This window comes from Alloiococcus otitis ATCC 51267, from assembly GCF_000315445.1.
In the GTDB taxonomy this organism is placed as follows: Bacteria; Bacillota; Bacilli; order Lactobacillales; family Carnobacteriaceae_A; genus Alloiococcus; species Alloiococcus otitis.
In genome coordinates this window covers 120,611-146,959 of the sequence record NZ_JH992958.1, presented here as the reverse complement: position 1 = coordinate 146,959, position 26,349 = coordinate 120,611, and the positions used below count along the sequence as shown (strand labels likewise).

Below are 26,349 nucleotides of genomic sequence, written 5' to 3'. Positions count from 1 at the left end.
AAATGGACGTTCAAGCTTTTCAAAAACAGGTAAAAGCAGACGGTTTTGACCTTAACCAGGACCAGTTAGACCAATTTGACCGGTATTTAAAGCTCTTGCAAAAGTGGAATGAAAAGGTGAACCTAACTGCCATCACCCAGTCAGAAGAGGTCTACTTAAAGCATTTTTACGACTCCATCTGCCTGGCCAAGTATGTGGACCTAGCCTCTAACGACTTTAGCCTCTGCGATGTGGGGTCTGGAGCTGGCTTCCCTTCCTTACCCTTGAAAATTTTGTTTCCCAATCTAAGGGTGACCATTGTGGACTCCTTGCGAAAACGGATTGACTTCTTGAAGGTCTTGGTGGAAGCATTGGGCTTGACTGGTGTGGACCTCTACCATGACCGGGCCGAGACTTTTGGCCAGGACAAGGACTTCCGGGCTTCCTTTGACTATACTACCGCCCGGGCAGTGGCTCGGATGAATGTTTTGGCGGAATTGTGCCTCCCCCTCAACAAGTTAGGCGGGACCTTTATTGCCATGAAGGCGAGTTCGGCTTCCCAAGAGCTGGCAGAGGCCCAAGCAGCCATTGCTACTTTGGGTGGCAAGGTCAGAGAGGATGCGGCCTTTGACCTGCCGGAAGATGGCGGAACCCGCCACATGATTTTAATCGACAAGAAGAAGGAAAGTCCCAATAAGTACCCCCGAAAACCCGGAACCCCAAACAAAAAACCCTTGTAAGCTGAGCTTTCAAACCAGGCATGAGCTTGGCTCGGTTGTGTATGTTGCGTAAAGAAGAGAAAGACAGGAAAGCGGAGTGAAATTATGGCAAAGGTCATTGCAATAGCAAATCAAAAAGGCGGTGTGGGCAAGACCACCACATCCGTTAACCTGGGCGCTTCTTTGGCCCACCAAGGCAGCAAGGTTTTACTAGTCGACATGGACGCCCAGGGAAATGCCACCAGTGGTCTAGGCATCAAGAAAGGGGACGTGGATGCCGATATTTACGACGTCCTCATCAATGAAAAACCCTTGGATGAGGTGATTATCCCCACCAGTCGCAAGGACATGGCAGTGGCTCCAGCCACCATCCAACTGGCCGGGGCCGAGGTGGAGTTAACCAATATCATGGCCCGGGAAACCCGGCTCAAGCGGGCGATTGACGAACTCAAGACGGATTTTGACTACATCATCATTGACTGCCCGCCTTCCTTGGGTCACTTGACCATCAATGCCTTTACAGCTAGTGATTCCATTATGATCCCAGTCCAGTGTGAATACTATGCCCTAGAAGGTTTGAGCCAGCTCTTGAATACGGTTAGACTGGTTCAAAAGCACTTTAACGAAAACTTGAGGATTGAAGGAGTCCTCTTGACCATGCTCGATGCCCGAACCAACCTGGGTTTTGAAGTGGTCGAAGAGGTCAAGAAATATTTCCGCGAAAAAGTTCACGAAACTATTATCCCCCGCAATGTCCGCTTGTCCGAAGCCCCCAGTTACGGCCTGTCCATTATCGACTATGATTTCAAGTCTAAGGGTGCAGAAGTTTACCTGGCTTTAGCAGAGGAAGTGAAAGCAAATGAGCGAGCGCAAGCGTAAAGGTCTAGGCAAGGGGATCAACGCCCTTTTCCCAGATGCTGCTAATTTAGAAGAGAACATTAACACTAGCCAAGAGCGGGTGGTTGACTTAACCGTAGCTGACTTGCGGCCCAACCCCTACCAACCTCGCCACGACTTTAACCAAAACGCTTTAGAAGAATTAGCCAAGTCCATTAAGCAAAATGGGGTCTTGCAGCCCATCATTGTCAGAAAGTCCCAGGTCAAGGGTTATGAAATTGTAGCGGGAGAAAGACGGTTCCGAGCTTCTAAAATTGCAGGACTAGAGACCATCCCTGGCATTGTCCGGGACTTTGACGAAAAGGTCATGATGCAGGTAGCCATCTTGGAAAACTTGCAGCGGGAAGATTTGACCGCTTTGGAAGAGGCCGATGCCTACCACATGATGATGGAAAAACTCTCCCTCACCCAAGAAAAGGTGGCCCAAGAACTCGGCAAGAGCCGGTCATACATTGCTAACCACCTTCGCCTCCGCAGCCTGCCTCAAGCTACTAAGGACCTCCTCCAAGACGGTAGCCTGTCTATGGGACAAGCCCGGACTCTTTTGGGCTTGAAGGACCCCGGAGCCATTAACCGCTTGGCTAAAAAGGCAGTGAAGGACAAGCTAACTGTCCGTCAACTGGAGCAGGAAGTTGCTGACTTTAACCAAGAAGGCAAGAAAAAAGCCAAGCCAGCTACCAAGCCTAAGAAGTCAATTTTTATCACCGATATCGAACGACGCCTAACCTCGCAAATGGATACCAAGGTTACTATTATCGGTAAGGAAAACAAGGGGAAAATCCAGATTGAATACCAGTCCCTAGACGACCTGAATGACATTCTTTATAAGCAACTGGGCTTGGAAGAAGAACCCTAAGTCTGGCCTTGGATGAAGTTGGCAATTTGCTTGAGCCTGGGTTAGGATTAGGTTGGATTTGACTGGACCGGATTGGACCGGATCGGATTGAACTTGACTGGCCTGGCTAGAAATTCGACAATCCTGGGCTAATTGTAGAATCTTGAAGCTGAAATTCTACAATCGCAGACCAATTGTAGAATCTGCCCAAAGCTTAGGGCTGGTTGGCCAGGTAGAGATTTTTTTCATCGAGCAAGCTAGCAAGATAGATGACCAGACGAATGTTAACCGAAGAGTGATGATTCAAATTCGAACTTAGAAAGTGAGTGAGGTATGATGGCAGACAAGAACTATGAGCTCCACGATAAAGTTGAAATGAAAAAGCCCCACCCTTGTGGCACCAACGCTTGGGAAATCATCCGCATGGGTGCTGACATCAAGTTGAAATGCAGTGGTTGCAACCACCTAGTCATGATGCCCCGTCGCGAGTTTGAACGCAAGATGAAAAAAGTGATTTAAAGCCGGAAGACCATGGGCATTATGATCTTTAGTCCAAAAAGAAGCAGGTCGAATTCAATTTAAACCTGGGAACCTGGGAAGATGAAGGCTTAAGCCCGAGCAAAACCAGGTCGAATCTGATTGAAATGAAGGAACCTGGAGGAGATTAGGGCTTACAGATCAAGTAGTTCCACATCGAATTCGATTGAAACCAGGAGTAAGTCAAGCTTCAGCTTTCCCCGGAGTTAGGTCCCAAAAATAAATTAACGCCAGTAGACGACCAAGAAAATCAAAAGAAAAAGGATGACGCATGAATGGCACTAACAGCAGGTATTGTCGGCTTGCCAAATGTCGGCAAATCGACCCTATTTAACGCAATCACCAAGGCTGGGGCGGAAGCAGCCAACTACCCTTTCGCCACCATCGACCCCAATGTTGGGATTGTGGAAGTCCCCGACCCAAGATTGGACCGGTTGACTGACTTGGTCCAACCAGAGAAGACGGTCCCCACCACCTTTGAATTTACCGATATTGCTGGTATCGTCAAGGGGGCCAGCCGGGGAGAAGGTTTGGGCAACAAGTTTTTGGCCAATATCCGAGAAGTCGACGCCATCTGCCATGTGGTTCGTTGTTTTGACGACAGCAATGTCACTCACGTGGACGGCAAGGTGGACCCAGCATCGGATATCGAAACCATCAACTTGGAACTCATTTTTGCTGACCAGGAATCCATTGACAAACGTTACGAAAAAACCCGCAAGCAGGCTCGGGCCAAAGACCCGGATGCAGTAGCTACTTTAGCTGTTTTAGACAAGATCAAGCCAGCCTTGGAAGACGGGATCCCAGTCCGGGCCTTGGATTTTGATGAAGAAGAGGAAAAAATTGTCAAAAGCCTCTTCTTGCTGACCTCCAAGCCGGTTTTATACATTGCCAATGTGGCTGAAGAAGATGTTTCTGACCCGGAAGCCAGCGACTACCTGCAGACGGTCAAAGAAATTGCTGACCAAGAAGGAGCAGAAGTTGTCGGCATATCAGCAGCCATTGAAGAAGAAATTGCCGCCTTGGATGACGATGAGCGAGATCTTTTCCTAGAGGACTTGGGCATTCAAGAGCCGGGCTTGAATCGGGTCATCCGCCGGTCTTATAACTTGTTGAACCTAGGAACCTACTTCACGGCCGGTCCCAAAGAAGTCCGGGCCTGGACCTTTAAAAAAGGCATGAAGGCTCCCCAAGTAGCTGGTATTATCCACTCTGATTTTGAGCGGGGCTTTATTCGGGCTGAAACCATTTCTTATGCTGATTTTGATGACTTGGGAAGCGAAAAAGCTGCCCGAGAAGCCGGTAAACTCCGGCAAGAAGGTAAGGACTATGTGGTCCAAGACGGCGATGTCATGGAATTTAAGTTCAATGTCTAACTTGGCACTGGTTATTTTTAACCTGGCCTAGGGAAAAAAGTAATGAGGATGGATCAAATGGCAAAAAAAGATAAAGAAAAGAAGGATAAGCAAGAAGAACAAAGCCCGACCCTGGAAGAAATGCAGGCGCAGAACCTAACTTTAATCAAACAATTAACCAATAAAAACGAAGACTACGTGGTTAAACTCAACCGCCACTTGAAGGAACTAGGCTGGGACGACGATCAGGTCACCGAAGCCTTTTACGATATGCTACCCAATATTGTCAAAGAGCAGGACAATGGGGTCTTGGCCCGGAAATTGTATGGGCCGGTGACAGAACAAGCGGACCGCCTGACTGCTGGGCCCAATCGTCAGACCCAGGCTATTGAAAAGTCTCCAACCTGGCAACTTTATGTGGACGGGGCCCTCTTATTGGGTGGACTACTAGCCTTGATCAATGGGGTCCTCCAACTCTTTACCAATACGGAGGCTCAAAACCCCATGGGCATCCTCACCCTCTTGGTCAACTTCCTCCTAGCTGGGGTGGCTATTTTGGTGATTGGCAACTACGCCCCGGTGCCCGGGCAAAAGGGTGGCTTCCTCAAGTACATCTTGGCCTCGGTCTTAACCATGGTGGTCTGGATGCTGGCTTTCTCCTTCATCGCTGCCCTTATTCCACCAGCCATCAACCCGCCCCTCTCTCCAGCTGCCAGCATCATCATCGGGATCATCGCCTTGGTCGCTAAATACTTCTTCAAACGAAGCTTCAATGTCCAAGGGAGTTTGATCTAACCGGCCTGTGGGTGAAGCTTGGCACTCTAAGCTAGCTTGATCTAACCAGAATACTATTTAACAAAAAGCCCACTCTCTTAGGAGCTGGGCTTTTTTGAGATTTACAAAGGGGGAATTCGGGGTGGACGAAATCAACGAAAAATGTGGCTTAATAAAATAATTTATATTATAAAATAAAAACTTACCTTTTAAAAAATGGATTTGCGACTTTTTTGCGCATTATATAGTAGCACAAAAAAGTTAGGAGTGATTTGATGGTTCACGTCAAAAAAAGCTTAGAGTTGCAGTGGTTAGAGATATTGAGTGAGCGTTGCAAGCCCAACCCTTATCTGCAGAGGCGTTTGTGTTTGGCCCAACTCGGTTACCAGGGTGAGAAAGATTTTGCTGATTTAGCTAGCGTCTATATCCCGGACCATTGGGCTCTGCTCCATGACCTGACCTTTAAGCGGGCCGGCCGTCACCTGCAAATTGACTTTGTCCTGGTGACCCCACAAACTTTACTTGTATTTGAAATTAAAAATTTCCAAGCCCACTACAGGCTGGAAGGCAGCAAGTTGGTCGGCGACCAGGGCACTGTTTTTCGGAATATTTTTTACCAGGTAGAAAATGGGATAGACTACTTGAAAACACTGTTGGGGTCCAAGTTTCCAGTTGAAGGCCAGCTGGTTTTTATGTCCGACCAGGATAGGGTGGATTTTGCCGGCCAGTATAGAGGAGATTATCTCAAACGCTGGCAGGTTGGAGATTATTTTAACCAGATCAAAGCCAAGCAGTCTGCTAGTGGGCTCGATGTTGCAAGATTAGCCCAGTTTTTGCAAGACCAAAGCCTTCCATCCCATGAGGGCATTGATTTTCTAGGAAGAGAAAGACTTTCGGATCTTCGAGGCGGCTTGATTTGTGAGGTCTGTCAAAGTAGTCAGCTTAACCGGTATTCAAAATCCTTCTTGCAGTGTAGCCATTGTGGGCACATGGAAAGTCAGGGCAAGGCTATTTACCGGACCATCTGCGATTATGCCGTCTTGAATTACAACCAGTCTCTTCGCTTGCAAGATTTAGCCCAGTTCATGGATGGCCAGGTTAATTACAAAACCCTTTCCAGGTACTTCCGGGAATACAAGGCTTCCCACAAGCTTGGTAGATTAGCGGAGCATTATCCGGACCAAGACTTATCCTTTCCAAGAAAGTCTTGTAAGTGCTCGCACTGCCGGGAAAAGGGATGAAGCAAGAGTTGGTTTTTAGAATTCTCAAATAACAGCTGTAGCTTGAGGAAAATCGGATGGTTTCTCGTATAACACTTGTTGTTTGAGAAAAATGAGCTCGGATTCTCGTATAACACTAGTTGTTTGAGAAAATCAACCAGCCGGATTCCAGCTACCCGCAAGTTATAGGATAATTACTGTAATAAATTAACTATTTCTATAACCCAATCCCATAAGAAAAAGCCGTGGCCAGCCACGGCTTTATTTCATTTATATATAATTGATGCCTTCCACTTTCAGTAGGGCTTTCTTTAAGGCAAGGCCGCCGCGGTAGCCGGTGAGCTTACCGTCTTGGGATAGGATTCGGTGGCAGGGGACCACTACCAGCAAGGGGTTTTGTCCTAGGGCCCGGCCCACAGCTTGGGCTGCCTTGCTAGACCGGCCCAATCTGTCAGCCAACCCACCATAGGTCAAGGTCTGGCCATAGGGGATGGATTGCAAGGCTTGCCAGACCTCTTTTTGAAAGGGGGTTCCTTGCCCATCCAAGTCCAGGTCAAATTTTGACCGGTCTCCCGCAAAGTATTCCTGCAATTGCTGGCGGTCCCGGTCAAAGGCTAAGTCGGATTTGACTAGTTCAGCTCCTTTGAAATACCGGTTAAACCAAGATGTTTGCCGAACATCTTCTAAACTTAAGCTATCGACCCGGGCCAGGCCCACTTGTGTTTTCATTAATAGCAATCTGCTTAGCTTCGTTTCAAAGTAGCTGTAGTAAAGTCTGTTTTCCATGATGGCCTCCTGTTTGAGGATGCTAGGCACTAGCTTCTAATGAGCCATGCAGCTCCTTGCCTAAACTGCTTTTTAGCATTGCAAATGTGAAATGAGTCAGTGCCCCATGCATCTTCCTAAGTCTGAATAGTCTTTTGGCATGGTAAATTTGAAGTGAGTCAGTAGCCTAACTAATACGGTTTTTAACTTTTTAAGTTTGAAGTGATTTGAACAAACTTTTCATAAATTGGCTCAAATCAGCCTTCTAAGCTCCAATTAATCTGCTCCAATTTCCTTCAATTTGTCCCTAACCATAGCCATGACTGCCTTTTGGTCCTCTTCCTGTTCCAAGTCAAATTGGTCGATGTTGATCACCAGGGTGGGGCTTTGGTCATAGGATTTAAACCAGTCGTCGTAGTGGTTGTGGAGGATCTTGTAATAGTCGAGGAGGCCGGGGTCTCCCTCCACTTGCTCATAGGGCCGGCCCCGCTTACGGATCCGGTCTAAGTGCGTTTCTAAAGGACCACGCAAGTAGATTAAGAGGTCGGGTGCTTTCTTAGGCATGCCGGCAATTTCTTCCATCATATTGGCCAGCAAGTCGGTGTAAAGGTCCATTTCAGCCTGGCTCATGTTGCCTTGCATAAAATTAATCCGGGTGAAAAGCTCATCCTCATAAATGGACCGGTCCAGGACATTGTGGCGGTGGCGGAGGGCAGCCTTAATGCTGCGAAAGCGGGTGTTTAAAAAGAAAATCTGTAAGGAAAAAGCCCAGCGCACCGGGTCATCGTAAAACTTTTCCAATAAGGGGTTGTCGTCCACCGATTCATAAAAGGCCTGGGAGTTTAATTCCCGTGAAATAAAGTTGGTGTAAGTACTCTTGCCTGCTCCAATCATTCCAGCTAAAACAATCACTGACATAGGGTCTCCTTCCGTAAAATATCATAGCAGACCTATATTACCATTTTCCCCCTTTCTTTAAAAGTAAACCCGGGATGCGGATTCAGTGAGGGCAAGCGAGCTAGTGTGGAGCTGGGGATGCCTGGCGAGGACGGTAGCATTATTTCGAACAAATTAAGGCAGTGAGGGTCCAAGAATGCTAGAGCAGGGAAGTCAGCTAGGGCAGGCAAAGTTGTATGGACCCAGGCGACAATTTAAACCTGTTCGGCCCCTAACCTATACTAGCAGGAAGTCTAAATACCAGTGTTTTGGCCAGTTCGAAAGATAAAGCACCTTCATTATGTAAAAAGTAAATTCTGTTTTAAGACTGCTAAGCTTAAGATAAGTTTGTGTAAAGCCAGCCCGGTCTAACCTTCTAGCTACTAGACTCAAATTAAGAGTTTTAACAGAGGAAGGAGATTTGGTATGAAGGCAAAAATTATTGCCCACCGGGGTTTTTCGAGCCGGCAGCTTGAAAACACCCAACCAGCCTTTGAAGCAGCCGACCAGTTTGGGGTGGACGGGATTGAGTGCGACCTGCAAATGACTAAGGACGGCCACTTGGTCATCTACCACGATGCGGATTTAAATCGTCTGGCTGGTTTACCACTTGGTATAGGAGATTGTAATTTGGACCAAGTCCAGGGCCTGACCCTAAAGCAAGCTGGCTTTACGGGCACCATCCCAACTCTAGAGGATTATTTGGACTGGTTGCAAGGCAAGGACCTCCTAGCCAATATTGAAATTAAAAGTCACAAGCGGCCCCTTAACCAAGTTGAAGAGAAAGTGGTATACCTGGTTCAAGCTTACGGTCTATCCCAACGAGTTTTAATTTCCAGCTTCGACGTGGAGATTTTGCGGGCGGTTAAAAACTTAAATCCAGACCTCAACCTAGCCTACCTGGTTGATAGTTGGAATGAAGCCATGCTGAACCGACTAGCCTCCCTAAAGCCAGACTACATCCATATTCACCAGCAAATTTTAAACCAAGACCGGGTCGACTTTCTTCACCGGCAGGGCTATTTTATCAACACTTACACCGTCAATTCACTTCAAGCAATCGACCGGATGCTAGACCTTGGGGTGGACGGGATAATTTCGGACTACCCAGACCGGGTGGCTGACCGGCTAGCCAAAGCTTCTATTTCTAAATTGGTCTAGTCAAGACCAGGTGGATGTGATAAAATAATCAAGTGATTGATAGCAATTTCAATTTAAAATTGGAGGCACATTATGGAAGTAAAAGTATTCGATTCGGTAACCGAGGCATCGCGTGAAGCACTTGAATTGTTCCAGTCAGCACTTAATGATGGGGCAAAAACCTTTGGCTTAGCGACTGGGTCAACGCCAGAGAAACTTTACGAATTAATGCGAGGGTCAAGCATTGATTTTTCACAAGCCACCTCCATCAACTTGGATGAGTACTACGGCCTAGCTAGTGACCACCCGCAAAGCTATAACTACTACATGCACAAGCAACTTTTTGATGCCAAACCCTTTGCCAAAAACTACCTGCCAGATGGGACCAATGAAAATCCACAAGAAGAAAGGGACCGCTACAACCAAATCATTGCCGACAACCCCATCGACCTCCAGCTTTTAGGGATCGGAGAAAATGGCCATGTTGGTTTTAACGAACCTGGCTCATCCTTTGATTCCCATACACGACTGGTAGACTTGACCGACTCGACCATCCAAGCCAACAAACGCTTCTTCGATTCCGAAGCTGACGTGCCCAAACAAGCCTACAGCATGGGCTTGGCTGACATCATGAGCGCAGACCAGGTAATCTTGATGGCCTTTGGTGCGAAAAAAGCCTGGGCGGTCAATCAAATGGTTAACGGTCCGGTGACTGAAGATGTCCCTGCCAGCATCTTGCAAAAACACGATAATGTGGTTGTGATCGTTGACCGAGAGGCAGCACCTAAAGAAAGCTAAGGACTAACCTGCTAGCTGGTACCGCCAGCCAGCAGGTTTTTAAATGGCAAAATATAACAATTGTGATCGTTTGGTTACTGTCTCGGTTCAAAAAATAGCAGATGTAATTCTCAAACTTAGTACTCAGTTTGAGAAAAATTACCGAAAATTCTCGAGTAACAGATGTTGTTTGAGAAAAAAGTGGAAGAATTCTCGAATAACTTAAGTTGTTCGAGAAAATCTCCCGAAAATTCTCAAATAACAATATTTATTCGAGAAACCCCCGAAAAATCTCTGACTTAAACTGACACTTATTTAAAAATAAAATTTCTCCGACACAAATATTTGACAAGTGAGATCATTAAGAGTAGGATATATAGAAAGTTAAATAAACTTTTCATTTATAAAAAGAAGAGTAGCTGGTGGAACGGATTACAGAGAACTTCGTTTGCTGAGAGAAGGAGACAGGAAGCCAGTGAACATGGTCTTTTTGAGGGGATCATCGAATAGTGAGATGGTTCCGGGTATGCCCGTTACAGCATGAGAGTATGATGGTACTTGATGAGTTTATATGTGCGAGCATATATTAAATAAAGGTGGTAACGCGAGCTTTCGTCCTTTGGGGATGGGAGCTCTTTTTTATTTCTCATTTTTATGACTCATTAATACCAGGAAGTCAGGCAATTAAACTAAAAATGGAGGAATTATCATGAGTAAAAAAGACTATCAAAATCTAGAAACCTTATGTGTCCAAGCAGGTTACGATCCCAAAAGTGGTGAGCCCAGAATTGCACCGATTGTTCAGTCTACAACCTTTAAGTATGATAAGACCCAAACAGTTGCTGACCTGTTTGACCTGAAAGAGTCCGGCTTCTTCTATACCCGGCTAGGGAACCCCACCATTGACGCCCTTGAGCAAAGAGTAGCCGCCCTTGATGGGGGAGCAGCTGCCGTTGCCACTTCATCAGGCCAGTCTGCTAGCTTAAATGCTGTTTTAAACATTACCAATGCTGGCGATAACATTGTCGTCTTGAATAATATCTACGGTGGGACCTACAACCTCTTTGGCACCACCCTTAAAAATTGGGGGATTGAAGCGAGATTTGTCCCTTCAAATGATCTCGAGGCGGCTGAAAAACAAATTGATGACAAGACCACATTAGTCTATGGGGAAGTTTTGGCCAACCCCTCAACCGCCATCCTGGATATCGAAAAATATGCCGACCTGGCCCACTCCCACAACATTCCCTTGGTCTTGGACAATACCTTAACAACGCCAGCCTTGGTCAAACCAATTGACTATGGTTGTGATGTGGTTGTTTACTCTTCCACCAAGTACTTGGACGGCCACGCAACTGCAATGGGTGGCTTGGTGGTTGATTCCGGGAACTTTGATTGGACCAAGGGCGATTACCCGCAATTGACCCAACCGGATGAAAGCTACCACGGCTTAGTCTTTACTGACAACTTTGGGGAGGCTGCTTATGCTGCCCGGATTAGAACGGTTTGCTTGAGAGACTTGGGGAATATAGCAGCACCTTTCAATGCCTTTCTAACCTTAAGAGGGATCGAAACCTTAGCCCTTAGACTGGAGCGACATTCCGAAAATGCTTTTAAAGTCGCAAAATTCTTGCAAGACCATGACAAAGTTGAATTTGTCAACTATCCTTTCCTTGAAAGCAATCAAGACTATGACTTAGCCCAGAAATACTTAAAAGCTGGCAGTGGCGTGATTTCCTTTGGGGTTAAGGGGACCAGGGAAGATGCGGCCAAATTTATTGAAGCCCTAGACCTGGTTTCCCTAGTGGTTAATGTGGCCGATGTCCGGTCCTACGCCCTCCACCCAGCTTCTTCCACCCACCGGCAACTCTCCGACGAAGAATTAGAGGAGTCTGGTATCACGCCTAACTTAATTAGACTGTCTGTTGGTATCGAAAATGTAGATGATATTATTGCCGATATCGACCAAGCCTTAAAAGCTTAAAGTAGGGATCCAATGCCCTTGATATTACCAGAAGGTCTGATGAGCGAAAGTCTTTTAGAAGAAGAAGCGATCGAAAGACTTGATTCGACCAAGATTCGGCAGCTAGCTGTCAGACCCTTAAAAGTAGCAATCGTTAACTTAATGCCCAATAAAGAAGAGACAGAGCGGCAATTCTTAAAAGTCCTGTCCGATCCAGTCCTGCCAGTCCAGATCGACCTGGTCCGGGTGGCAAGCCATAAGGCCAAAAATACCTCCCAACAACACCTGGAACATTTTTATAAAAGCTTGGCTGAAATAAAAAATGCCAAGTACGATGGGATGTTGTTCACCGGTGCCCCCCTTGAGCTTTTAGACTATGAAGAGATCGATTATTGGTCAGAACTCAAAGAATTGTTGGACTTTGCCAAAGAAAATGTCTATTCAACCTTGTTTATTTGCTGGTCTGCCCAAGCTGCCCTATATCATTATTACGGCATCAAGAATTCGATTGTCGACCAGAAAATTTTTGGCATCTACGATTATGAAAAAAGAGAAGACAGTAAATTGGTTGAAGGCTTAGACCAGGTTTTCTCAGCCCCGCATTCAAGATGGTCTTGTGTTGATGAAGGTGAAGTCGCCAGCCATCCGGAATTAAAGATTCTAGCTTCCAGGCCTGACACCGGGGTGAGCATTGTCACCAACCAAGATAGCCGGCAGGTATTTTCCTTTGGCCACTGGGAATATAATATAGATACCCTCCATAAGGAATATGAAAGGGATCTTGCAGAAAATAAAGATATCCAGCTTCCCAAAAATTATTACCTTGGTGATGGTAGCCAGCAAAAGATTAGAGATGATTGGAAGGAGTCGGGCAGCTTATTCTTTTCAAACTGGCTTCACGATATTATTTATCAAGGCACCCCTTATGACTTAGAAAACATCACGGCCCATATAGAATCTGAATCTGCCAATAGCCAGTCCTATGCCAGTCAATTTGCCAAAGAAAATGAGAGAATATGATAAAAAACAACCAGCCAAGTGTTTTGTTTAAACAGTTAGCTGGTTGTTGTTTTGGGAATAATGGGGAAGCAATCGAAACATATGTAATTTTAAAATTTAGTGTTCAGTTTGAGAAAAATAGATGATCATTCTCGAATAACTTAAGTTGTTCGAGAAAAATTACCGGGAATTCTCGAATAACAATTGTTGTTTGAGAAAACAGCAGGAAAATTCTCATATAACTTAAGTTGTTTGAGAAAAACCCCGGAAAATTCTCGAATAACATTTGTTATTCGAGAATACATAAAGTAGTGAATAGCTACATGTTTAACAACATTTGTTTCTTTATAAAAACTTAGGTCGCCAAATAATTTAGTAAAAAAAGAAGGTTGGAAGCAGGAAATTGCAGCAATTCCTGTCCACTGGAACCAGGTAGGGCTCCTAAACATTTAGTCTCAGTCTACCTTTCTCTTACAACAAGCATAACCGAACACAGCAAAGAAAAGCCCAACTTACTATTAGTAAGTTGGGCTTTTTCATCTTTCCTACAAGTCTTCAACTTCAACTTGGCTGTAAATTTCATCGAACTGATCAGGGTCGATGTCACCGGTTTTGCTTGACATGGCGTTGAGGACACCACAGGTCATACCAGTTTTGAGGACTTCATCAGCAGGCTTGCCGTCATCTAGAGCCTTGGCAAAGCCGGCAATGGTGGAATCGCCTGACCCAACTGGGTTGACGGCTTGGACGGTGGGAATGGTGACCTGGTAAAAGTGGTCATCTACTTTGGCTACAGCACCGTCTTTACCTAGGGAAACAACCAGCCAGTCAATTTCATCAAGGCTTGGGTCGGTCAAGGCAGACTTGATGGACTCAGGATCTGCTAGGTCAAGTTCAGAGCCGGTAATGGCCTTGACTTCTTCTTCATTTGGCTTGATCAAGTAGGGTTTGACAGGGTGGTTGACAGCAGTTGTCAGGGTTTGGCCAGAGGTGTCTAGCAAGACCCGGGCCCCAGCATCTTGGCCAATCTTAATTAGGTCATTGTAGTAGTCCTTGGCTAAGCCTTTGGGCAGGCTACCAGACATGGTGATGGTGGAAGCTTGCTCAGCTAGGTCAGCAAATTTATTCTTGAAAGCTTGACTGTCTTGGGCAGAAATTTCAGGACCAGATTCCAAAATCTCGGTTTGCTTGCCACCGTCATGCAAGATGGCAATACAGGTCCGGGTTTGGCCGTCGATATTTTGGTAGTCGTGTTTCAAGTTAATTTGGTCTAGTTCATGCCGGATAAAGTCCCCGAATTGGCCTCCGATAAAACCGGTTGTCACCAGGTCCCCGCCTAATTGTTGGAGGACCCGGGAAACGTTCAGGCCTTTACCACCAGGCGTTTTGGAAACTTCACTGATCCGGTTGACTCCATCGATAGTTAGGCTGTCCAAGGGGTAGGAGACGTCAATGGATGGGTTAAGGGTTACGGTTAAAATCATGTGAAAAATCCTTTGCTTTTAGTCGTGGTAGTAGCCTTGGTCCCATTTTTCAAGGTATTCATCAAATTGGTGGGGGTCGAAGTCCCGGCTACGGCCAGCTTCGATTTCAGCGATCCCATCAATTAATTCTTTGTTTTCTTCTGTTTCCTTGTAGTCAGCGTCTAAGAAGGCATCGATCATGTCTTTCATGATCAAACCACCGACAATTTTACCACCGAATCCGATAATGTTGGCATCCAATTCTTCTCTAGCATAAACGGCAGTCATCAAGTCACGGACTAAGGCAACCCGGGTACCTGGGATCTTGTTGGCAGCGTTGGTAATGCCAACACCAGTTCCGCAGATGACAATCCCTTTGTCAACCTTGCCAGCTGAAACCAATTCCCCAACTTTTTTACCAAAGATTGGGTAGTGGGTTCGTTTAAAACCGTAAGTTCCAACGTCGATAACGTCGTGACCTTGTTCTCTCAAGTGGTCAGCCATTTCAATTTTGATATCGGTAACGATGTGGTCGCATCCAATCGCAATTTTCATTGATGAAAAATCCTTTCTATATCTCGTTTTGCATAGCTAGCTGGGAAAAATATCCTGGTCAGTTCAAGGACAAGCTAAAGTGAGCATTCATCTTGCCAGTTCAAGGACAAGCTAAAGTTAACATTCACCCAGGCTAGTTCGAGTACTAGCTGGATCATATGAGCAATGAAGTCCGTCCCCGTTCTTGACCAGTTTTAGCAAATATCCTCTAGCAACTAGCACAAGTCATCCAACATGTCGACTCGGACTTGGTGACGGCCACCGTCGTATTCAGCTTGGAGGAAGTGGTCGGTGATGCTTTTAGCCATGGCATCGGCCACAATATCAGACCCCAAGGTGATCATGCGGGCATTGTTGTGTTGGCGGGTCATAAAGGCTGACCGCTCATCCGAAATTTCGGCAACGACAACACCCTTGTGCTTGCTAGCAGCCATAAAAGAGCCAGCCCCAATCTTGTCGATTGCAATGCCGTATGCATCTTCATCTTCCTGCAAGGCTTGGGCAATGGCCTTAGATGATTCAACAAAGTTTTTGGACCCTTCTGGACTGACATCTTGGACTTCATAATCGTAATGGCTTTCGATGTGGTCTTTCAAGACATCTTTCAAACGCAATCCATCTTGGTCGGCACCTAGTATAACTTTCATCTAAACTCTCCTTTTTAAATTAAATAATCTCTATAAAATCAGTGTAATCACTTTTGACATCTTCATCTAAATCGTCATTGGAGATGAAGTAGTCGGCTTGGTCCAGGTTGTAGAAACGGTAGAAGTCCTTGCGGTTAAACTTGGACTTGTCACCGACAATGTACTTGACTTCTGAGTTGTTTAGCATCAACTGCTGGGTTAAGCCCTCGCTCTCACTGAAGGTGTAAATGCCTTCCGGTGTGATGCCGTTAATCCCGATAAATGACTTTTGGACAAAAATCCGGTCGATGAAGTCATTTGCAATAGTCCCTACAAAACAACCCGTAATGTCACGATACCTGCCCCCGATTAAAATCAACTCGATTTGGTCATCGTGCTTGAAACGATTGAAAAGGTGGTAGGAGTTGGTGATAATTTTAACATTGCTGGCAGTGAGGTAATCATGGACGAGCTCGATGGTTGTCCCCGCACCCAAGAAAACTGTCTCATTATCATTGATCTCTTTGGCAATCTTCTTGGCAATTTCTCGCTTGTCCTCAATGTTAATTTCAACCTTGTCCAGGTGGCTCAATTCTGGGGTCGACCGGTTGCTAGCTAGCTTGGCCCCACCATGAACCCGGATGATGAGCTTTTGCCGCTCCAATTCCTGCAAGTCCCGGCGAACAGTCATATCCGTCACATTGAGCTGGTCGGTAATTTCTGAAACCTTGACAAACTTCTGGTCCTTAAGCTGGTCCATGATATAGTCTAGGCGTTCTTCCTTAATCACGATACAACCCCCCTTTGACTCTTGCTCAACAATTTTCTATGGTCATTTTACCCTAACATCAAACAAAAGTAAACAATAATAAAATTTAAATGTTTGTAAATACCCTGGTAAGCGATTAACAATCCCTTGATAAAGTTTGAAAAAGTTTGAAAATTTGTTGACAATAGTTGGTGGCATAGGTAAAATTAAAATTGAAGTTAGTCGTTTATAAGTAAATCTTATATCATCAACCATTGCCTTGAGGACTTTCACTTTAAGCCCTTTACAATGAAGAAAAGGAGACATACCATGCCAAAAATTAGCCAGAAAAAATACCAACACTTGAAACAATTATCAACTGATGAGGAATACATCTCAGCCTTGGCCATCGACCAACGTGGATCTTTGAAAAAAATGATCCAACAAGGTGGCGGGGTTGACGACATCCAAGCTGCTGTTGAAGAATTCAAGGTGGCTATTTCAGAGGAATTAACCCCGTATGCTTCTTCCATCTTACTAGATCCTGAGTACGGTATCCCTGCGTCAAAAGCTAGAGACGACAAGGCTGGTTTGCTTCTAGCCTACGAAAAAACTGGCTACGATGCAACTGAACCGGGACGTTTGCCAGACTTGATCGACGACATGTCTGTCCAAGTCATCAAAGAAAATGGTGCCAACGCTGTTAAATTCCTACTCTATTATGACATTGACGAACCAGACGAAATCAACGACCAAAAACACCGCTTCACTGAACGGATTGGGTCTGAATGTAAGGCAGAAGACATTCCTTTCTTCTTGGAAATTGTGACCTATGACAGCAAGATTGACGATGCGAAAGGCAAAGAATATGCCAAGTTAAAACCGCGTAAGGTCATTGATTCTATCAAGGAATTCTCCCAAGACCGCTACCACGTTGACGTCTTAAAACTCGAAGTGCCGGTCAACATGAATTATGTGGAAGGTTACGGGGGTGATCCGGTTTACTCCAAAGAAGAAGCAGCCCAATACTTTAGAGACCAAGCTGCCGCAACCGACATTCCTTTCATCTACTTGAGTGCGGGTGTGTCTTCTGAATTGTTCAATGAAACCCTCCGCTTCGCTAAAGAAGCAGGCACTGAATTCCACGGAGTCTTGTGTGGCCGTGCTACTTGGAAGGGTGCCATTGACGAATACGTTAAAGGTGGCGAAAAAGCTGCCCGTGAATGGTTGCGAACTCAAGGAGCTTCCAACATCCAAAAACTAAACGAAGTCTTGAAAGAAACTGCTACTCCCTGGACCGACCTTTACGAAGTGGAGTCTTAAAATGGCTGATTTTAAAGACCTTTACCGCAAGGACTTGATCCTAACTTCTCAAGCCAACAGCAAGGAAGCTGTTCTTGAAGAAGTAGCGGCCATTCTAGAAGACAAGGACTTGGTCACCTCAGACTTTGCTGCAGAAATTGTCAAACGGGAGTCTTCTTACCCCACTGGCCTAGACTTGTCAGTGGTCAATCCCGACTCCCCAAATGTGGCTATTCCCCACACAGAAGCCGACTACTGCAAAGGTCAGGCTATCGTTTATGTCAAGTTGGACCAGGAAGTCACCTTCCACAACATGATCAAGCCGGAAGAAGACTTGGCCGTCAAGTACTTGTTTATGATTATCAACAACCAGGGTGGAGACCAAACCAACGTCCTCTCTGACCTCATGGCCTTTTTCACCCAACCAGGCAATATCGACCGATTAGAGGAATTGGGGGATGAAGAAGCAGTCTACCAATTCTTGTCCGGAAACAATTAGAAAGAGGGATATTATGGTTAAAATTTTAGCAGCCTGTGGTGCTGGGATTAACACCAGCCACCAAATTAAGTCAGCTGTCGAAGAAGAAATGAAAAACCGGGGCTACCAAGTCCAAGTTGACACCACAGTCATCAAAGACATTACCGAAGATATCAATGACAAATATGACATCTTTACCCCCATTTCCAAAACAGACTTCTCCTTCGAGATTAAGATTCCTGTAGTTGAAGCAGGACCAATCTTATACCGGGTGCCAGCTATGTCCAAACCGGTCTTTGACGAGATCGAATCCATCATTAAAGACATCCAGTAAAGCTAGCCCAAAACCTTCGAAGGAGACACTATGGATTTTGCCAGTATGAATTTAGAGTCCCTGGTGATTGGGGCTCCAGCACTTATGTTTATTTTAATCACTGTATTGGCAATGATTTTAGGGGCCCAGTTTTCCAAGGCCTTCCAAGCAGGTCTTAAGTTAGGGATTGGCCTGGTCGGGGTTGGCCTGGTGATCAATGGCTTGGCCAACACCTTTGGGCCAGCCTTGATGGACTTTATGGGCCAAGTTGGACTGGACCTTTCCATTATCGATGTGGGTTGGGCACCTATAGCGGCTATCACCTGGTCGTCGGTTTATACCTTGTTCTTTATCCTGGTTTTGGTGGTGGAGAACCTCATCATGATCTATTGGGACAAGACCCGAACCCTGGACGTTGATATTTTCAACTTCTGGCACCTGGCCATTATTGGCCTCTTGGTCATGTATTATTCCAATAATATCATCTTGGCCACCCTCTTGGTCATCTTCCTAGGAGCCCTCAAGTTGATCAACTCGGACTTGATGAAGCCCACCTTCAATGACCTCTTGGGGACGCCCGATTCTAACCCCACCACGACCACCCACATCAACTTTTTACTCAACCCCTTTATTTTACTGGTGGATAAAATCATTGACCTTGTTTTTCCTAAACTGGACCAATACGACTTTGATGCCGCCACCTTGAATGACAAGGTCGGCTTTTGGGGGAGCAAGTTTGCCATCGGTTCCTATCTAGGCCTCTTTGTCGGGATCCTGGGCCAGCAACCCCTTAGCGTGATCTTTCTCTTGGTCTTTGTGGGGGCTGCTTCCTTGGAACTTTTCTCAGTAGTTGGGTCCTGGTTGACTTCTTCCACTGAACCCTTCTCCCAAGGGGTAACCAACCTCATGTATAAACGCTTGGGAGGCAAGCAGGTTTTGATTGGGATTGATTGGCCTTTCTTGTCATCCCGGTCCGAAATGTGGGCAGTGGCCAATATCCTAGCCCCTCTCCTCTTCATCATTGCCTTAGTCTTGCCAGGCAACCATATCCTACCCATGGCCGGTATTATTGTCATCGGGGTGACCCCGGCCTTGCTGGTGGTCTGCCGGGGGAAACTCTTGCGGATGATTGTCATCGGCACCCTCACCATCCCCCTCTTCCTCTGGTCAGGGACAGCCATATCGCCTTTCTTGACCGAGTCCGCCCAGTCCATTGGGGCAATCTCCCCTAGCTTTGCTTACGGGATTGGGATTTCCCACTCTAGCTTGGAAGGGCCAGTCGAAAAATTCCTAGCCATCCTACTAGGGCAGGCAGGGAATGGTTTTAACCTAGGCCCTATCCTCATTGCCTTAGCAGCTTTTGCCGTCTACAGCCTCCTCTTTTACTGGTATGTCCGGCAAATGCGGAAGCGGAATGCAGACTATGAGGCTAACCAGGTCCAAGCAGAGGAATAGGATCAATACAGTTAAGGAAGTCTAAGCTAACCAGACCGGCCGGCTCAGGGCAACCAAGACAGTTGCTAAGGGCATTTGACGAAAAAGCCGAAGCCTAGCCTGACTCAGGGAAGCCGGGCTACTGGCTGGTCTAAGCTTTGACCATCAAAATAAAAGTGACCATTATAGATTAAAATTTTTAGATTGAGTGTACTTTGTAACCGTTTAACTATATAATGATAACAGGACCAATATTTAATCTTTGCCAATCATTTATAAGGAGGATAAAGGGTGACAGATTTTCAAATCAAGGACAAGTTTTACTTAGACGGAGAGCCATTTCAATTTCTTTCGGGGGCCATCCATTACTTCCGTATCCCTCGAGCTGACTGGCACCATTCCCTATACAACCTAAAAGCGCTTGGTTTCAACACAGTGGAGACTTATGTGCCTTGGAATGTTCACGAACCAGAGCCCGGACACTTTGACTTTTCAGGCAACTTGGATGTCAAGGCCTTTATCAAAGAAGCAGAAGAGCTTGGCCTTTACGTCATCTTAAGACCCAGCCCTTACATTTGTGCCGAATGGGAATACGGTGGTTTGCCAGGCTGGATCATCAATGAAGACCTCCATCCGAGAAGCTCCGACCCTGCTTTCTTAGAACTCGTCGACAAGTTCTTTGCCAGACTCTTTAAAGAAGTGGGCGACCTCCAATTTACCCATGGTGGCCCAATCTTGATGATGCAAATCGAGAACGAATACGGGTCTTACGGGGAAGACAAGGACTACTTGAAGGGCGTTTACGACAGCATGAAGGCTCACGGGGCTGACGTTCCCCTCTGTACCTCAGACGGGGCATGGTTGGCTACCCTTCGAGCAGGAACCTTAACGGATATTGACGAAGACATCCTGATTACCGGTAACTTCGGGTCCAAAGCCAAAGAGAACTTTGGCAACTTGAAAGACTTCCACGACAAGATTGGTAAAGAATGGCCCCTTATGGTCATGGAATTCTGGTGTGGTTGGTTTAACCGCTGGGGTGAGCCCATTGTCACCCGGGAAACAGATGAATTGGTGGAAGCCCTAAGAGAGGCCGTCCAATTAGGCAGTGTCAACCTCTACATGTTCCAAGGTGGGACTAACTTTGGCTTTATGAATGGCTGTTCTGCCCGAGGGACTCATGACCTCCACCAGATCACTTCTTACGACTACGGTGCCCCACTAGATGAACAAGGCAACCCAACTGAAAAATACTATGCCATCCAAAAAATGATCAAGGAAGAATTTCCTGATATTGACCAGGCTGAACCCCTTGTCAAAGAGTCCACTGCACAAGAAAATGTCCAGCTGGAAGCCAAGGTCAACCTGGTAGACAGCCTAGACCAAGTGGCGGACCGAGTCGACAGCTTGTACACCCGGTCCATGGATGAATTGGGCCAGCACTATGGTTACATCCTTTACCAAACCGACTTTGTCAAAGATGTGGATGAAGAAGAGCGGCTCCGGGTTATCGATGGCCGGGACCGGGCCCATGTCTTTTTAAATGACCAGCACCTAGCTACCCAGTACCAAGAAGAAATCGGGGAAGACATCACTACTGGACCTTTGGAAGAGTCTAACAAGTTGGATGTCTTGGTTGAAAATATGGGCCGGGTCAACTACGGCCACAAGCTTTTAGCCGACACCCAGGAAAAAGGGATTCGGCAAGGGGTTACCTCAGACCTTCACTTCTTGACAAACTGGCGCCAGTACTTGATCGACTTTGACCGGGTCGACCAAATTGATTACAGTTTGGAAAAAGACTTCAAAGAAGGCTTGCCAAGTTTCTACAAATTCAATGTTACTTTTGATGACCTAGAAGATACCTACATTGACTTGTCAGACTTTGGCAAGGGAATTGTCCTAGTCAATGGTCATAACCTAGGCCGGTTCTGGGACCTGGGCCCAACCTTGTCCCTTTACCTACCGAAAGCCTTCCTTAAAGAAGGGGTCAATGAGGTCACTATTTTCGAAACGGAAGGGAAATATGCACCAAACCTTTCCTTTAAAGCTAACCATGTGTATAAAAAAATGAAAGAGGACTAGCCCAAGGGTTATTCCCAAAAATAAGGAGGAAGAATATGATAATCGGTTCAAGAATAGATGGTCGTCTCATCCACGGCCAGGTAGCCAACTTATGGGGGTCCAAGCTCCAGCTCGACCGTTTTATCGTGATTGACGACAAGGTGTCTGAAAGCGACGTGGAGAAGTCAGGTTTAAGACTTGCCACCCCAGCTTCCATGCGCCTGTCCGTTTTGCCGATTGACCGGGCAGCTAAGCAGCTGAAGGAAGACCGCTACAAGTCTCAACGGGTCATGCTGGTGGCTAAAAATCCGCAAGTCTACCTAGAATTGGTGGACAAGGGGGTTGCCATCGACAAAATTAATGTGGGGAACATGTCCCAAACCGACCAAACGCGGTCCATCACCAACTCCATTAATGTAACGGACGAAGACGTTGAAGTCTTTAAAGAGTTGAAAGATAAAGGCATCCAGCTTACCGCCCAAATGGTGCCGAATGACAACGCTAAAGACTTCATGAAATTACTCAAAGAAGAAAGCTAATTAAGGAGGAAGACAAATGGATATAGCATTTTGGCAGATACTTTTAATTACCCTGTATTCTGGTTTCCAGATTTGGGATGAGTTGCACCTAGTCACCTCGATTGGGTCACCCCTCTTTGCCGGCTTTTTCACCGGTCTGGTCATGGGGGACATGACAACTGGTCTCTTAATCGGGGCTGGGATGCAGCTGACAATTTTAGGTGTAGGGACTTTCGGGGGAGCTTCTCGGATTGACGCCAACTCCGGTACCATCGTCGCTACCGTCTTTTCCATCGGGATTGGCATGGACCCACAACAGGCTATGTCAACCTTGGCTGTTCCAGTAGCCAGCCTACTGGTCCAACTTGACGTCTTGGCTCGTTTTGCCAACACCTTCTTCCAACACCGAATTGACACAGCTATTGAAAACCACAACTACAAGTCCATTGAACGCAACTACTTAGCAGGCCTACTACCTTGGTCACTTTCCCGTATGATTCCAATCTTTATTGTCCTAACTATCGGAAGTGGTGTCATCACCCAAGCCGTTGAATTCCTAAACAACGAACTCGGTTGGTTAGCAGAAGGGTTAACCTTAGCTGGTGCGGTTCTTCCTGCAGTCGGTTTTGCAATCTTGCTTCGCTACCTACCAGTTAAAAAACATCTCCCATACTTAATTTTAGGTTTTACAATTACTGCTATCTTCTCTGAGCTATTCACCGATGTCTCCCTTATTGGGAACGAAGTCATTGGCCTATCTGAAGAATTCGCAGCTAACTTCAACGAATTGCCACTACTTGCCATCTTCTTCATCGGCCTAGCCATTACCTACATCTACTACAAAAACTCCACTTCAAAAGCTAGCCCAGCAGGTCCAAGTGCCGGTGGTTCTAGCCCAGACCAAGAAAGTGTTGAAGCTTCTGACAATGCGGAGGGAGAGATTTTAGATGACGAACTCTAATGAAAACAAAACAAATTACAAATTAACCGATAAAGACTTTAGACAAATTAACTTGCGGTCTCTATTCGGCTTCCAAATTGGTTGGAACTATGAACGGATGCAAGGGTCCGGCTACCTCTACCACATCTTGCCCCAACTCCGTAAGATGTATGGGGACAATACCGATGAACTAAAAGAAGCCATGAGAACCCACGCCCAATTCTTCAACACCTCCCCATTCTTCAACACCGTAATTACCGGTATCGACTTGTCCATTGAGGAAAAAGAAGGAATTGAAGCCGTTGAATCAGCTGCAGGTGTCAAGGCAGGTTTGATGGGGTCTTTCGCAGCCGTTGGGGACTCCCTCTTCGGTGCCTTGGTGCCAGCTATCTTTGGTGCTATCGGGGCTAACTTAGGGGCAAACGGGAACCCACTTGGTATTTTGCTTTGGATTATTGCCGGGATTGTTATATGTGTGTTCAGATGGAGCCAATTGAAATACGCTTACCGTTCAGGGACCAAACTGGTTAGTGACCTCCAAGGCCAATTGTCAGCCTTTACCGATGCTGCAACCCTACTTGGGGTCTTCATGGTTGGGGCCTTGGTCGCAACCATGATTAACGTCAACATTGGCATCACCCCAGAGATAGCAGGGGTTGCCGTTGATGTCCAAAACATCTTTGATATGATTATGCCAAAAGCAGTTCCCGCCCTTATCGTCGGTTTTGTTTACTGGCTACTAGGAAGGGAGAACATGACCTCGACCAAGGCTATCTTTATAGTCCTTATTGTGTCAGTTATCTTATCTGCCTTAGGTATCCTCGTATAAAACAAATCTTGTAAGGAAGGACGGAAAAAGTGAAACACTTAATTTTAGCAAGTCACGGTGACTTATCACAAGCCATCAAGAAAAGTGCCGAAATGATTATGGGGCCACAAGAAAATATTACTGCGATCAGCTTGGAACCCCAAGAAAGTCAGGAAGACTTCAAGGCCAAGTTTGAAGAGGCCAAGTCTGGCTTGGAAGACTTTGTCGTCTTCACTGACCTATCCGGTGGAACCCCCAATAATGTGGTGGCCCGCTACCTCTTGGAAGGGGACGACTTCCCAGTTTACGCTGGCATGAACCTGCCTATGGTCATTGCCTTTGTCAACGCTGAAATGTTGGAAGAAGGGGACGTGGACTACAGCGAAAAAGCTAAAGAAAACATCCTCAAAATCAACGATATGTTAGGCAAATAACTTGAGCTTTGGGCCTGGGGTCACCCAGGCCTAGCTTAAGTTTGTGCCCCAGTTCATTGCTTAACTTGTCCAAGTCATTGTATGAAGGAGATTGACATGTTTAACAAAACTGACCAAGAATTAAAAGATTTAGGTGCTGACATCACCACCCGTGAGATCAAGCAGCAACCCGCTTTATGGGAAGAAGTTATCCAAGACTTTGAAACAAACGGCGAGTATTACGCCAACTTCCTGTCTACTATCAAAGACCGCCACGACCACACCCGGGTTATTTTCACCGGGGCAGGAACCTCGGCCTTTGTCGGTGAAAGTATCAAGGAATACTTGAACAAGGTGGAAGGAGAAGGCAAGCTTTCCTTTGAGGCCATTGCCACTACCGATTTGGTTGCCACACCGGAATACTACCTAAAAGAAGATGTGCCAACCGTCTTGGTCTCCTTTGCCCGGTCTGGGAACTCACCAGAGAGTGTGGCAGCAGTCAATGTAGCTGACAAAATCGTCAAAGACCTCTACCACATCACCATCACTTGTTCCAAAGAAGGGAAATTGGCCCAAGCTGCTGAAAAATCAGACGACAACCTTTTGATTTTACAGCCAGAGCTTTCCAACGACCAAGGCTTTGCTATGACTGGGTCTTACACTTGTATGGCCTTGTCTGCCCTCTTCTTATTTGACCCGACTGACCTCAGCCAAAAAATTGACTGGGCTCGGCAAATTGTCAAATTAGGCGGACAAGTTATCGACCGGGAAGACGAAATCGCTGACCTGGTTTCTGGTAACTTTAACCGGGTGGTCTACCTGGGTGGAGCCAACTTCTTTGGCCTAGCCAAGGAAAGCCAGTTGAAAATCTTAGAGCTAACAGCTGGTCAAATCGCAACCCAATACGAAACCCCACTGGGCTTCCGTCACGGGCCAAAATCCTTTGTCAATGAAGAGACTGTTGTTATCCTATTTGCTACCAATGATGCTTACACCCGCCAATACGAAGAAGACATCATGAATGAAGTTTACCACGACAAAATTGCCAACCAGGTCCTCTCAGTCTCAACCAAAAAATTGGACCATGATGCTAAACAATTTGTCTTAGATAGTGACCTTGAAGTGCCGGATGCTTACTTGGTCCTCCCCTACGTCATCTTAGGTCAAACCGTCTCCTTGCATACCGCTGTCAAGGTCGGTAACAAACCAGACACCCCATCCCCAACTGGAACCGTCAACCGGGTAGTCCAAGGGGTCGTCATCTACGACTACGACAAATAAGTCTACTTGCTAAAGAATAGAAAAAAGCCTAGCCACAGCTGCCCGACAGCTTGGCTAGGCTTTTTCGCTATGGGGTTGGACTGTGGTTGGCTTGGGGGATGAAACTGTGTAAATGGTCAGAATAGGCTGGTTTTGGACTTGAAACTGGACAATAAATGAAAATAAGGAAGTTTTGGAGTTAAAAGGCGACAATCGGGTAGTCATACGGTACTTTCAGAGTTGAAAGGCGACAATGGGTCAGCCATTCGGTACTTTGAGAGTTGAAAGGCGACAATGGGAAAGCCATAAAGTAATGTCGAATCAAGTCTCAAACTCTGTGTAGGTCAGTCTGGGTTTGGGGACTGACCTGAAATGAAAGTGACTTTCTAAACTTCTACTATTGATCAGTGATTATAGAATTTGCAAGTCGAAGTTCTACAATTGCTTAGCGATTATAGAATTTACTAGTCGAAGTTCTACAATTGCTTAGCGATTATAGAATTTACTAGTCGAAGTTCTACAATTGCTTAG

The 26,349-nt window shown here is 46.1% G+C and carries 27 protein-coding genes; 21 read left to right on the top strand and 6 right to left on the bottom strand.

The window, feature by feature from the left end; translation table 11 throughout:
- Positions 1 to 2: 2 nt before the first annotated feature.
- The 7 genes from rsmG (at position 3) to HMPREF9698_RS03285 (ending at position 6,337) form a co-directional block, all read left to right on the top strand.
- Positions 3 to 719: a 16S rRNA (guanine(527)-N(7))-methyltransferase RsmG gene (rsmG, locus tag HMPREF9698_RS03315; protein WP_003777301.1), complete on the top strand. Its 717-nt coding sequence runs from the start codon at positions 3 to 5 to the stop codon at positions 717 to 719.
- A gap of 84 nt (positions 720 to 803) precedes the next feature.
- Entirely contained in the window at positions 804 to 1,577 is a 774-nt protein-coding gene (locus HMPREF9698_RS03310; RefSeq protein ID WP_003777298.1) for a ParA family protein, read from the top strand.
- Positions 1,558 to 2,451 carry a ParB/RepB/Spo0J family partition protein gene (locus HMPREF9698_RS03305; protein ID WP_003777296.1) on the top strand — a complete coding sequence of 298 codons (894 nt, stop codon included), beginning with the start codon at positions 1,558 to 1,560 and terminating at the stop codon, positions 2,449 to 2,451. The genes HMPREF9698_RS03310 and HMPREF9698_RS03305 overlap by 20 nt, the downstream gene beginning before the upstream one ends.
- A 315-nt stretch (positions 2,452 to 2,766) precedes the next feature.
- Positions 2,767 to 2,949 carry a DUF951 domain-containing protein gene (locus tag HMPREF9698_RS03300; protein WP_040292510.1) on the top strand — a complete coding sequence of 61 codons (183 nt, stop codon included), beginning with the start codon at positions 2,767 to 2,769 and terminating at the stop codon, positions 2,947 to 2,949.
- Positions 2,950 to 3,242: 293 nt separating this feature from the next.
- Positions 3,243 to 4,343, top strand: coding sequence for a redox-regulated ATPase YchF (gene ychF, locus HMPREF9698_RS03295; RefSeq protein ID WP_003777293.1), 1,101 nt, complete (start codon positions 3,243 to 3,245; stop codon positions 4,341 to 4,343).
- Positions 4,344 to 4,400: 57 nt separating this feature from the next.
- The gene (locus tag HMPREF9698_RS03290) at positions 4,401 to 5,117 is read left to right on the top strand and encodes a DUF1129 domain-containing protein (RefSeq protein WP_003777292.1); all 717 of its coding nucleotides are present in this window, start codon (positions 4,401 to 4,403) and stop codon (positions 5,115 to 5,117) included.
- Between the two features lie 254 nt (positions 5,118 to 5,371).
- The gene (locus HMPREF9698_RS03285; protein WP_003777290.1) at positions 5,372 to 6,337 is read left to right on the top strand and encodes a nuclease-related domain-containing protein; all 966 of its coding nucleotides are present in this window, start codon (positions 5,372 to 5,374) and stop codon (positions 6,335 to 6,337) included.
- 249 nt (positions 6,338 to 6,586) lie between these two features.
- On the opposite strand, the gene HMPREF9698_RS03280 is transcribed toward HMPREF9698_RS03285, so the two are convergent.
- Positions 6,587 to 7,102, bottom strand: a complete 516-nt coding sequence (locus HMPREF9698_RS03280; protein ID WP_003777289.1) for a methylated-DNA--[protein]-cysteine S-methyltransferase — start codon at positions 7,100 to 7,102, stop codon at positions 6,587 to 6,589.
- 255 nt (positions 7,103 to 7,357) lie between these two features.
- Positions 7,358 to 7,999 carry a deoxynucleoside kinase gene (locus tag HMPREF9698_RS03275; RefSeq protein WP_003777287.1) on the bottom strand — a complete coding sequence of 214 codons (642 nt, stop codon included), beginning with the start codon at positions 7,997 to 7,999 and terminating at the stop codon, positions 7,358 to 7,360.
- Positions 8,000 to 8,443: 444 nt separating this feature from the next.
- Between HMPREF9698_RS03275 and HMPREF9698_RS08405 the strand changes: the two genes are divergently transcribed.
- The 4 genes from HMPREF9698_RS08405 (at position 8,444) to HMPREF9698_RS03255 (ending at position 12,917) form a co-directional block, all read left to right on the top strand.
- The gene (locus HMPREF9698_RS08405) at positions 8,444 to 9,178 is read left to right on the top strand and encodes a glycerophosphodiester phosphodiesterase (protein WP_003777285.1); all 735 of its coding nucleotides are present in this window, start codon (positions 8,444 to 8,446) and stop codon (positions 9,176 to 9,178) included.
- Positions 9,179 to 9,250: 72 nt separating this feature from the next.
- Positions 9,251 to 9,955, top strand: coding sequence for a glucosamine-6-phosphate deaminase (locus tag HMPREF9698_RS03265; protein WP_003777283.1), 705 nt, complete (start codon positions 9,251 to 9,253; stop codon positions 9,953 to 9,955).
- Positions 9,956 to 10,643: 688 nt separating this feature from the next.
- Positions 10,644 to 11,918: an O-acetylhomoserine aminocarboxypropyltransferase/cysteine synthase family protein gene (locus HMPREF9698_RS03260; protein ID WP_003777282.1), complete on the top strand. Its 1,275-nt coding sequence runs from the start codon at positions 10,644 to 10,646 to the stop codon at positions 11,916 to 11,918.
- Positions 11,919 to 11,930: 12 nt separating this feature from the next.
- Complete coding sequence (locus tag HMPREF9698_RS03255) at positions 11,931 to 12,917, top strand: homoserine O-succinyltransferase (RefSeq protein WP_003777278.1); 987 nt, start codon at positions 11,931 to 11,933, stop codon at positions 12,915 to 12,917.
- A 524-nt stretch (positions 12,918 to 13,441) separates the two neighbouring features.
- Here HMPREF9698_RS03255 and HMPREF9698_RS03250 read toward each other — a convergent pair.
- The 4 genes from HMPREF9698_RS03250 to HMPREF9698_RS03235 all read right to left on the bottom strand — a co-directional run bounded on the left by HMPREF9698_RS03250 (position 13,442) and on the right by HMPREF9698_RS03235 (position 16,330).
- Positions 13,442 to 14,380, bottom strand: a complete 939-nt coding sequence (locus HMPREF9698_RS03250; protein ID WP_003777276.1) for a hexose kinase — start codon at positions 14,378 to 14,380, stop codon at positions 13,442 to 13,444.
- An 18-nt stretch (positions 14,381 to 14,398) separates the two neighbouring features.
- Positions 14,399 to 14,914 (bottom strand): galactose-6-phosphate isomerase subunit LacB, encoded by a 516-nt coding sequence (lacB, locus tag HMPREF9698_RS03245; RefSeq protein ID WP_003777274.1) that lies wholly within the window; start codon positions 14,912 to 14,914, stop codon positions 14,399 to 14,401.
- A gap of 215 nt (positions 14,915 to 15,129) precedes the next feature.
- Complete coding sequence (lacA, locus tag HMPREF9698_RS03240) at positions 15,130 to 15,561, bottom strand: galactose-6-phosphate isomerase subunit LacA (RefSeq protein ID WP_003777272.1); 432 nt, start codon at positions 15,559 to 15,561, stop codon at positions 15,130 to 15,132.
- A gap of 19 nt (positions 15,562 to 15,580) precedes the next feature.
- Positions 15,581 to 16,330, bottom strand: coding sequence for a DeoR/GlpR family DNA-binding transcription regulator (locus HMPREF9698_RS03235; protein WP_003777270.1), 750 nt, complete (start codon positions 16,328 to 16,330; stop codon positions 15,581 to 15,583).
- Between the two features lie 288 nt (positions 16,331 to 16,618).
- Here HMPREF9698_RS03235 and lacD point away from each other — a divergent pair, with 288 nt between their 5' ends.
- The 10 genes from lacD to HMPREF9698_RS03185 all read left to right on the top strand — a co-directional run bounded on the left by lacD (position 16,619) and on the right by HMPREF9698_RS03185 (position 25,839).
- Entirely contained in the window at positions 16,619 to 17,611 is a 993-nt protein-coding gene (gene lacD, locus HMPREF9698_RS03230) for a tagatose-bisphosphate aldolase (RefSeq protein ID WP_003777268.1), read from the top strand.
- A gap of 1 nt (position 17,612) precedes the next feature.
- Positions 17,613 to 18,089, top strand: a complete 477-nt coding sequence (locus HMPREF9698_RS03225) for a PTS sugar transporter subunit IIA (RefSeq protein ID WP_003777266.1) — start codon at positions 17,613 to 17,615, stop codon at positions 18,087 to 18,089.
- A gap of 13 nt (positions 18,090 to 18,102) precedes the next feature.
- A complete protein-coding gene (locus HMPREF9698_RS03220) occupies positions 18,103 to 18,402 on the top strand; it encodes a PTS sugar transporter subunit IIB (RefSeq protein WP_003777264.1) in 300 nt (99 codons plus the stop codon).
- 30 nt (positions 18,403 to 18,432) lie between these two features.
- Positions 18,433 to 19,836, top strand: coding sequence for a PTS transporter subunit IIC (locus HMPREF9698_RS03215; protein ID WP_003777262.1), 1,404 nt, complete (start codon positions 18,433 to 18,435; stop codon positions 19,834 to 19,836).
- A gap of 270 nt (positions 19,837 to 20,106) precedes the next feature.
- Positions 20,107 to 21,900 carry a glycoside hydrolase family 35 protein gene (locus HMPREF9698_RS03210; protein WP_003777261.1) on the top strand — a complete coding sequence of 598 codons (1,794 nt, stop codon included), beginning with the start codon at positions 20,107 to 20,109 and terminating at the stop codon, positions 21,898 to 21,900.
- 35 nt (positions 21,901 to 21,935) lie between these two features.
- Positions 21,936 to 22,418, top strand: coding sequence for a PTS sugar transporter subunit IIB (locus HMPREF9698_RS03205; protein ID WP_003777259.1), 483 nt, complete (start codon positions 21,936 to 21,938; stop codon positions 22,416 to 22,418).
- A gap of 16 nt (positions 22,419 to 22,434) precedes the next feature.
- Positions 22,435 to 23,358, top strand: coding sequence for a PTS mannose/fructose/sorbose/N-acetylgalactosamine transporter subunit IIC (locus HMPREF9698_RS03200; protein WP_003777256.1), 924 nt, complete (start codon positions 22,435 to 22,437; stop codon positions 23,356 to 23,358).
- On the top strand, positions 23,345 to 24,166 hold the full coding sequence (locus tag HMPREF9698_RS03195; RefSeq protein ID WP_003777254.1) for a PTS system mannose/fructose/sorbose family transporter subunit IID: 822 nt from the start codon (positions 23,345 to 23,347) through the stop codon (positions 24,164 to 24,166). Before HMPREF9698_RS03200 ends, HMPREF9698_RS03195 begins: the two co-directional genes overlap by 14 nt.
- A gap of 29 nt (positions 24,167 to 24,195) precedes the next feature.
- The gene (locus HMPREF9698_RS03190) at positions 24,196 to 24,579 is read left to right on the top strand and encodes a PTS sugar transporter subunit IIA (protein ID WP_003777252.1); all 384 of its coding nucleotides are present in this window, start codon (positions 24,196 to 24,198) and stop codon (positions 24,577 to 24,579) included.
- A 96-nt stretch (positions 24,580 to 24,675) separates the two neighbouring features.
- Positions 24,676 to 25,839: an SIS domain-containing protein gene (locus HMPREF9698_RS03185; RefSeq protein ID WP_003777249.1), complete on the top strand. Its 1,164-nt coding sequence runs from the start codon at positions 24,676 to 24,678 to the stop codon at positions 25,837 to 25,839.
- Positions 25,840 to 26,349 lie beyond the last annotated feature (510 nt).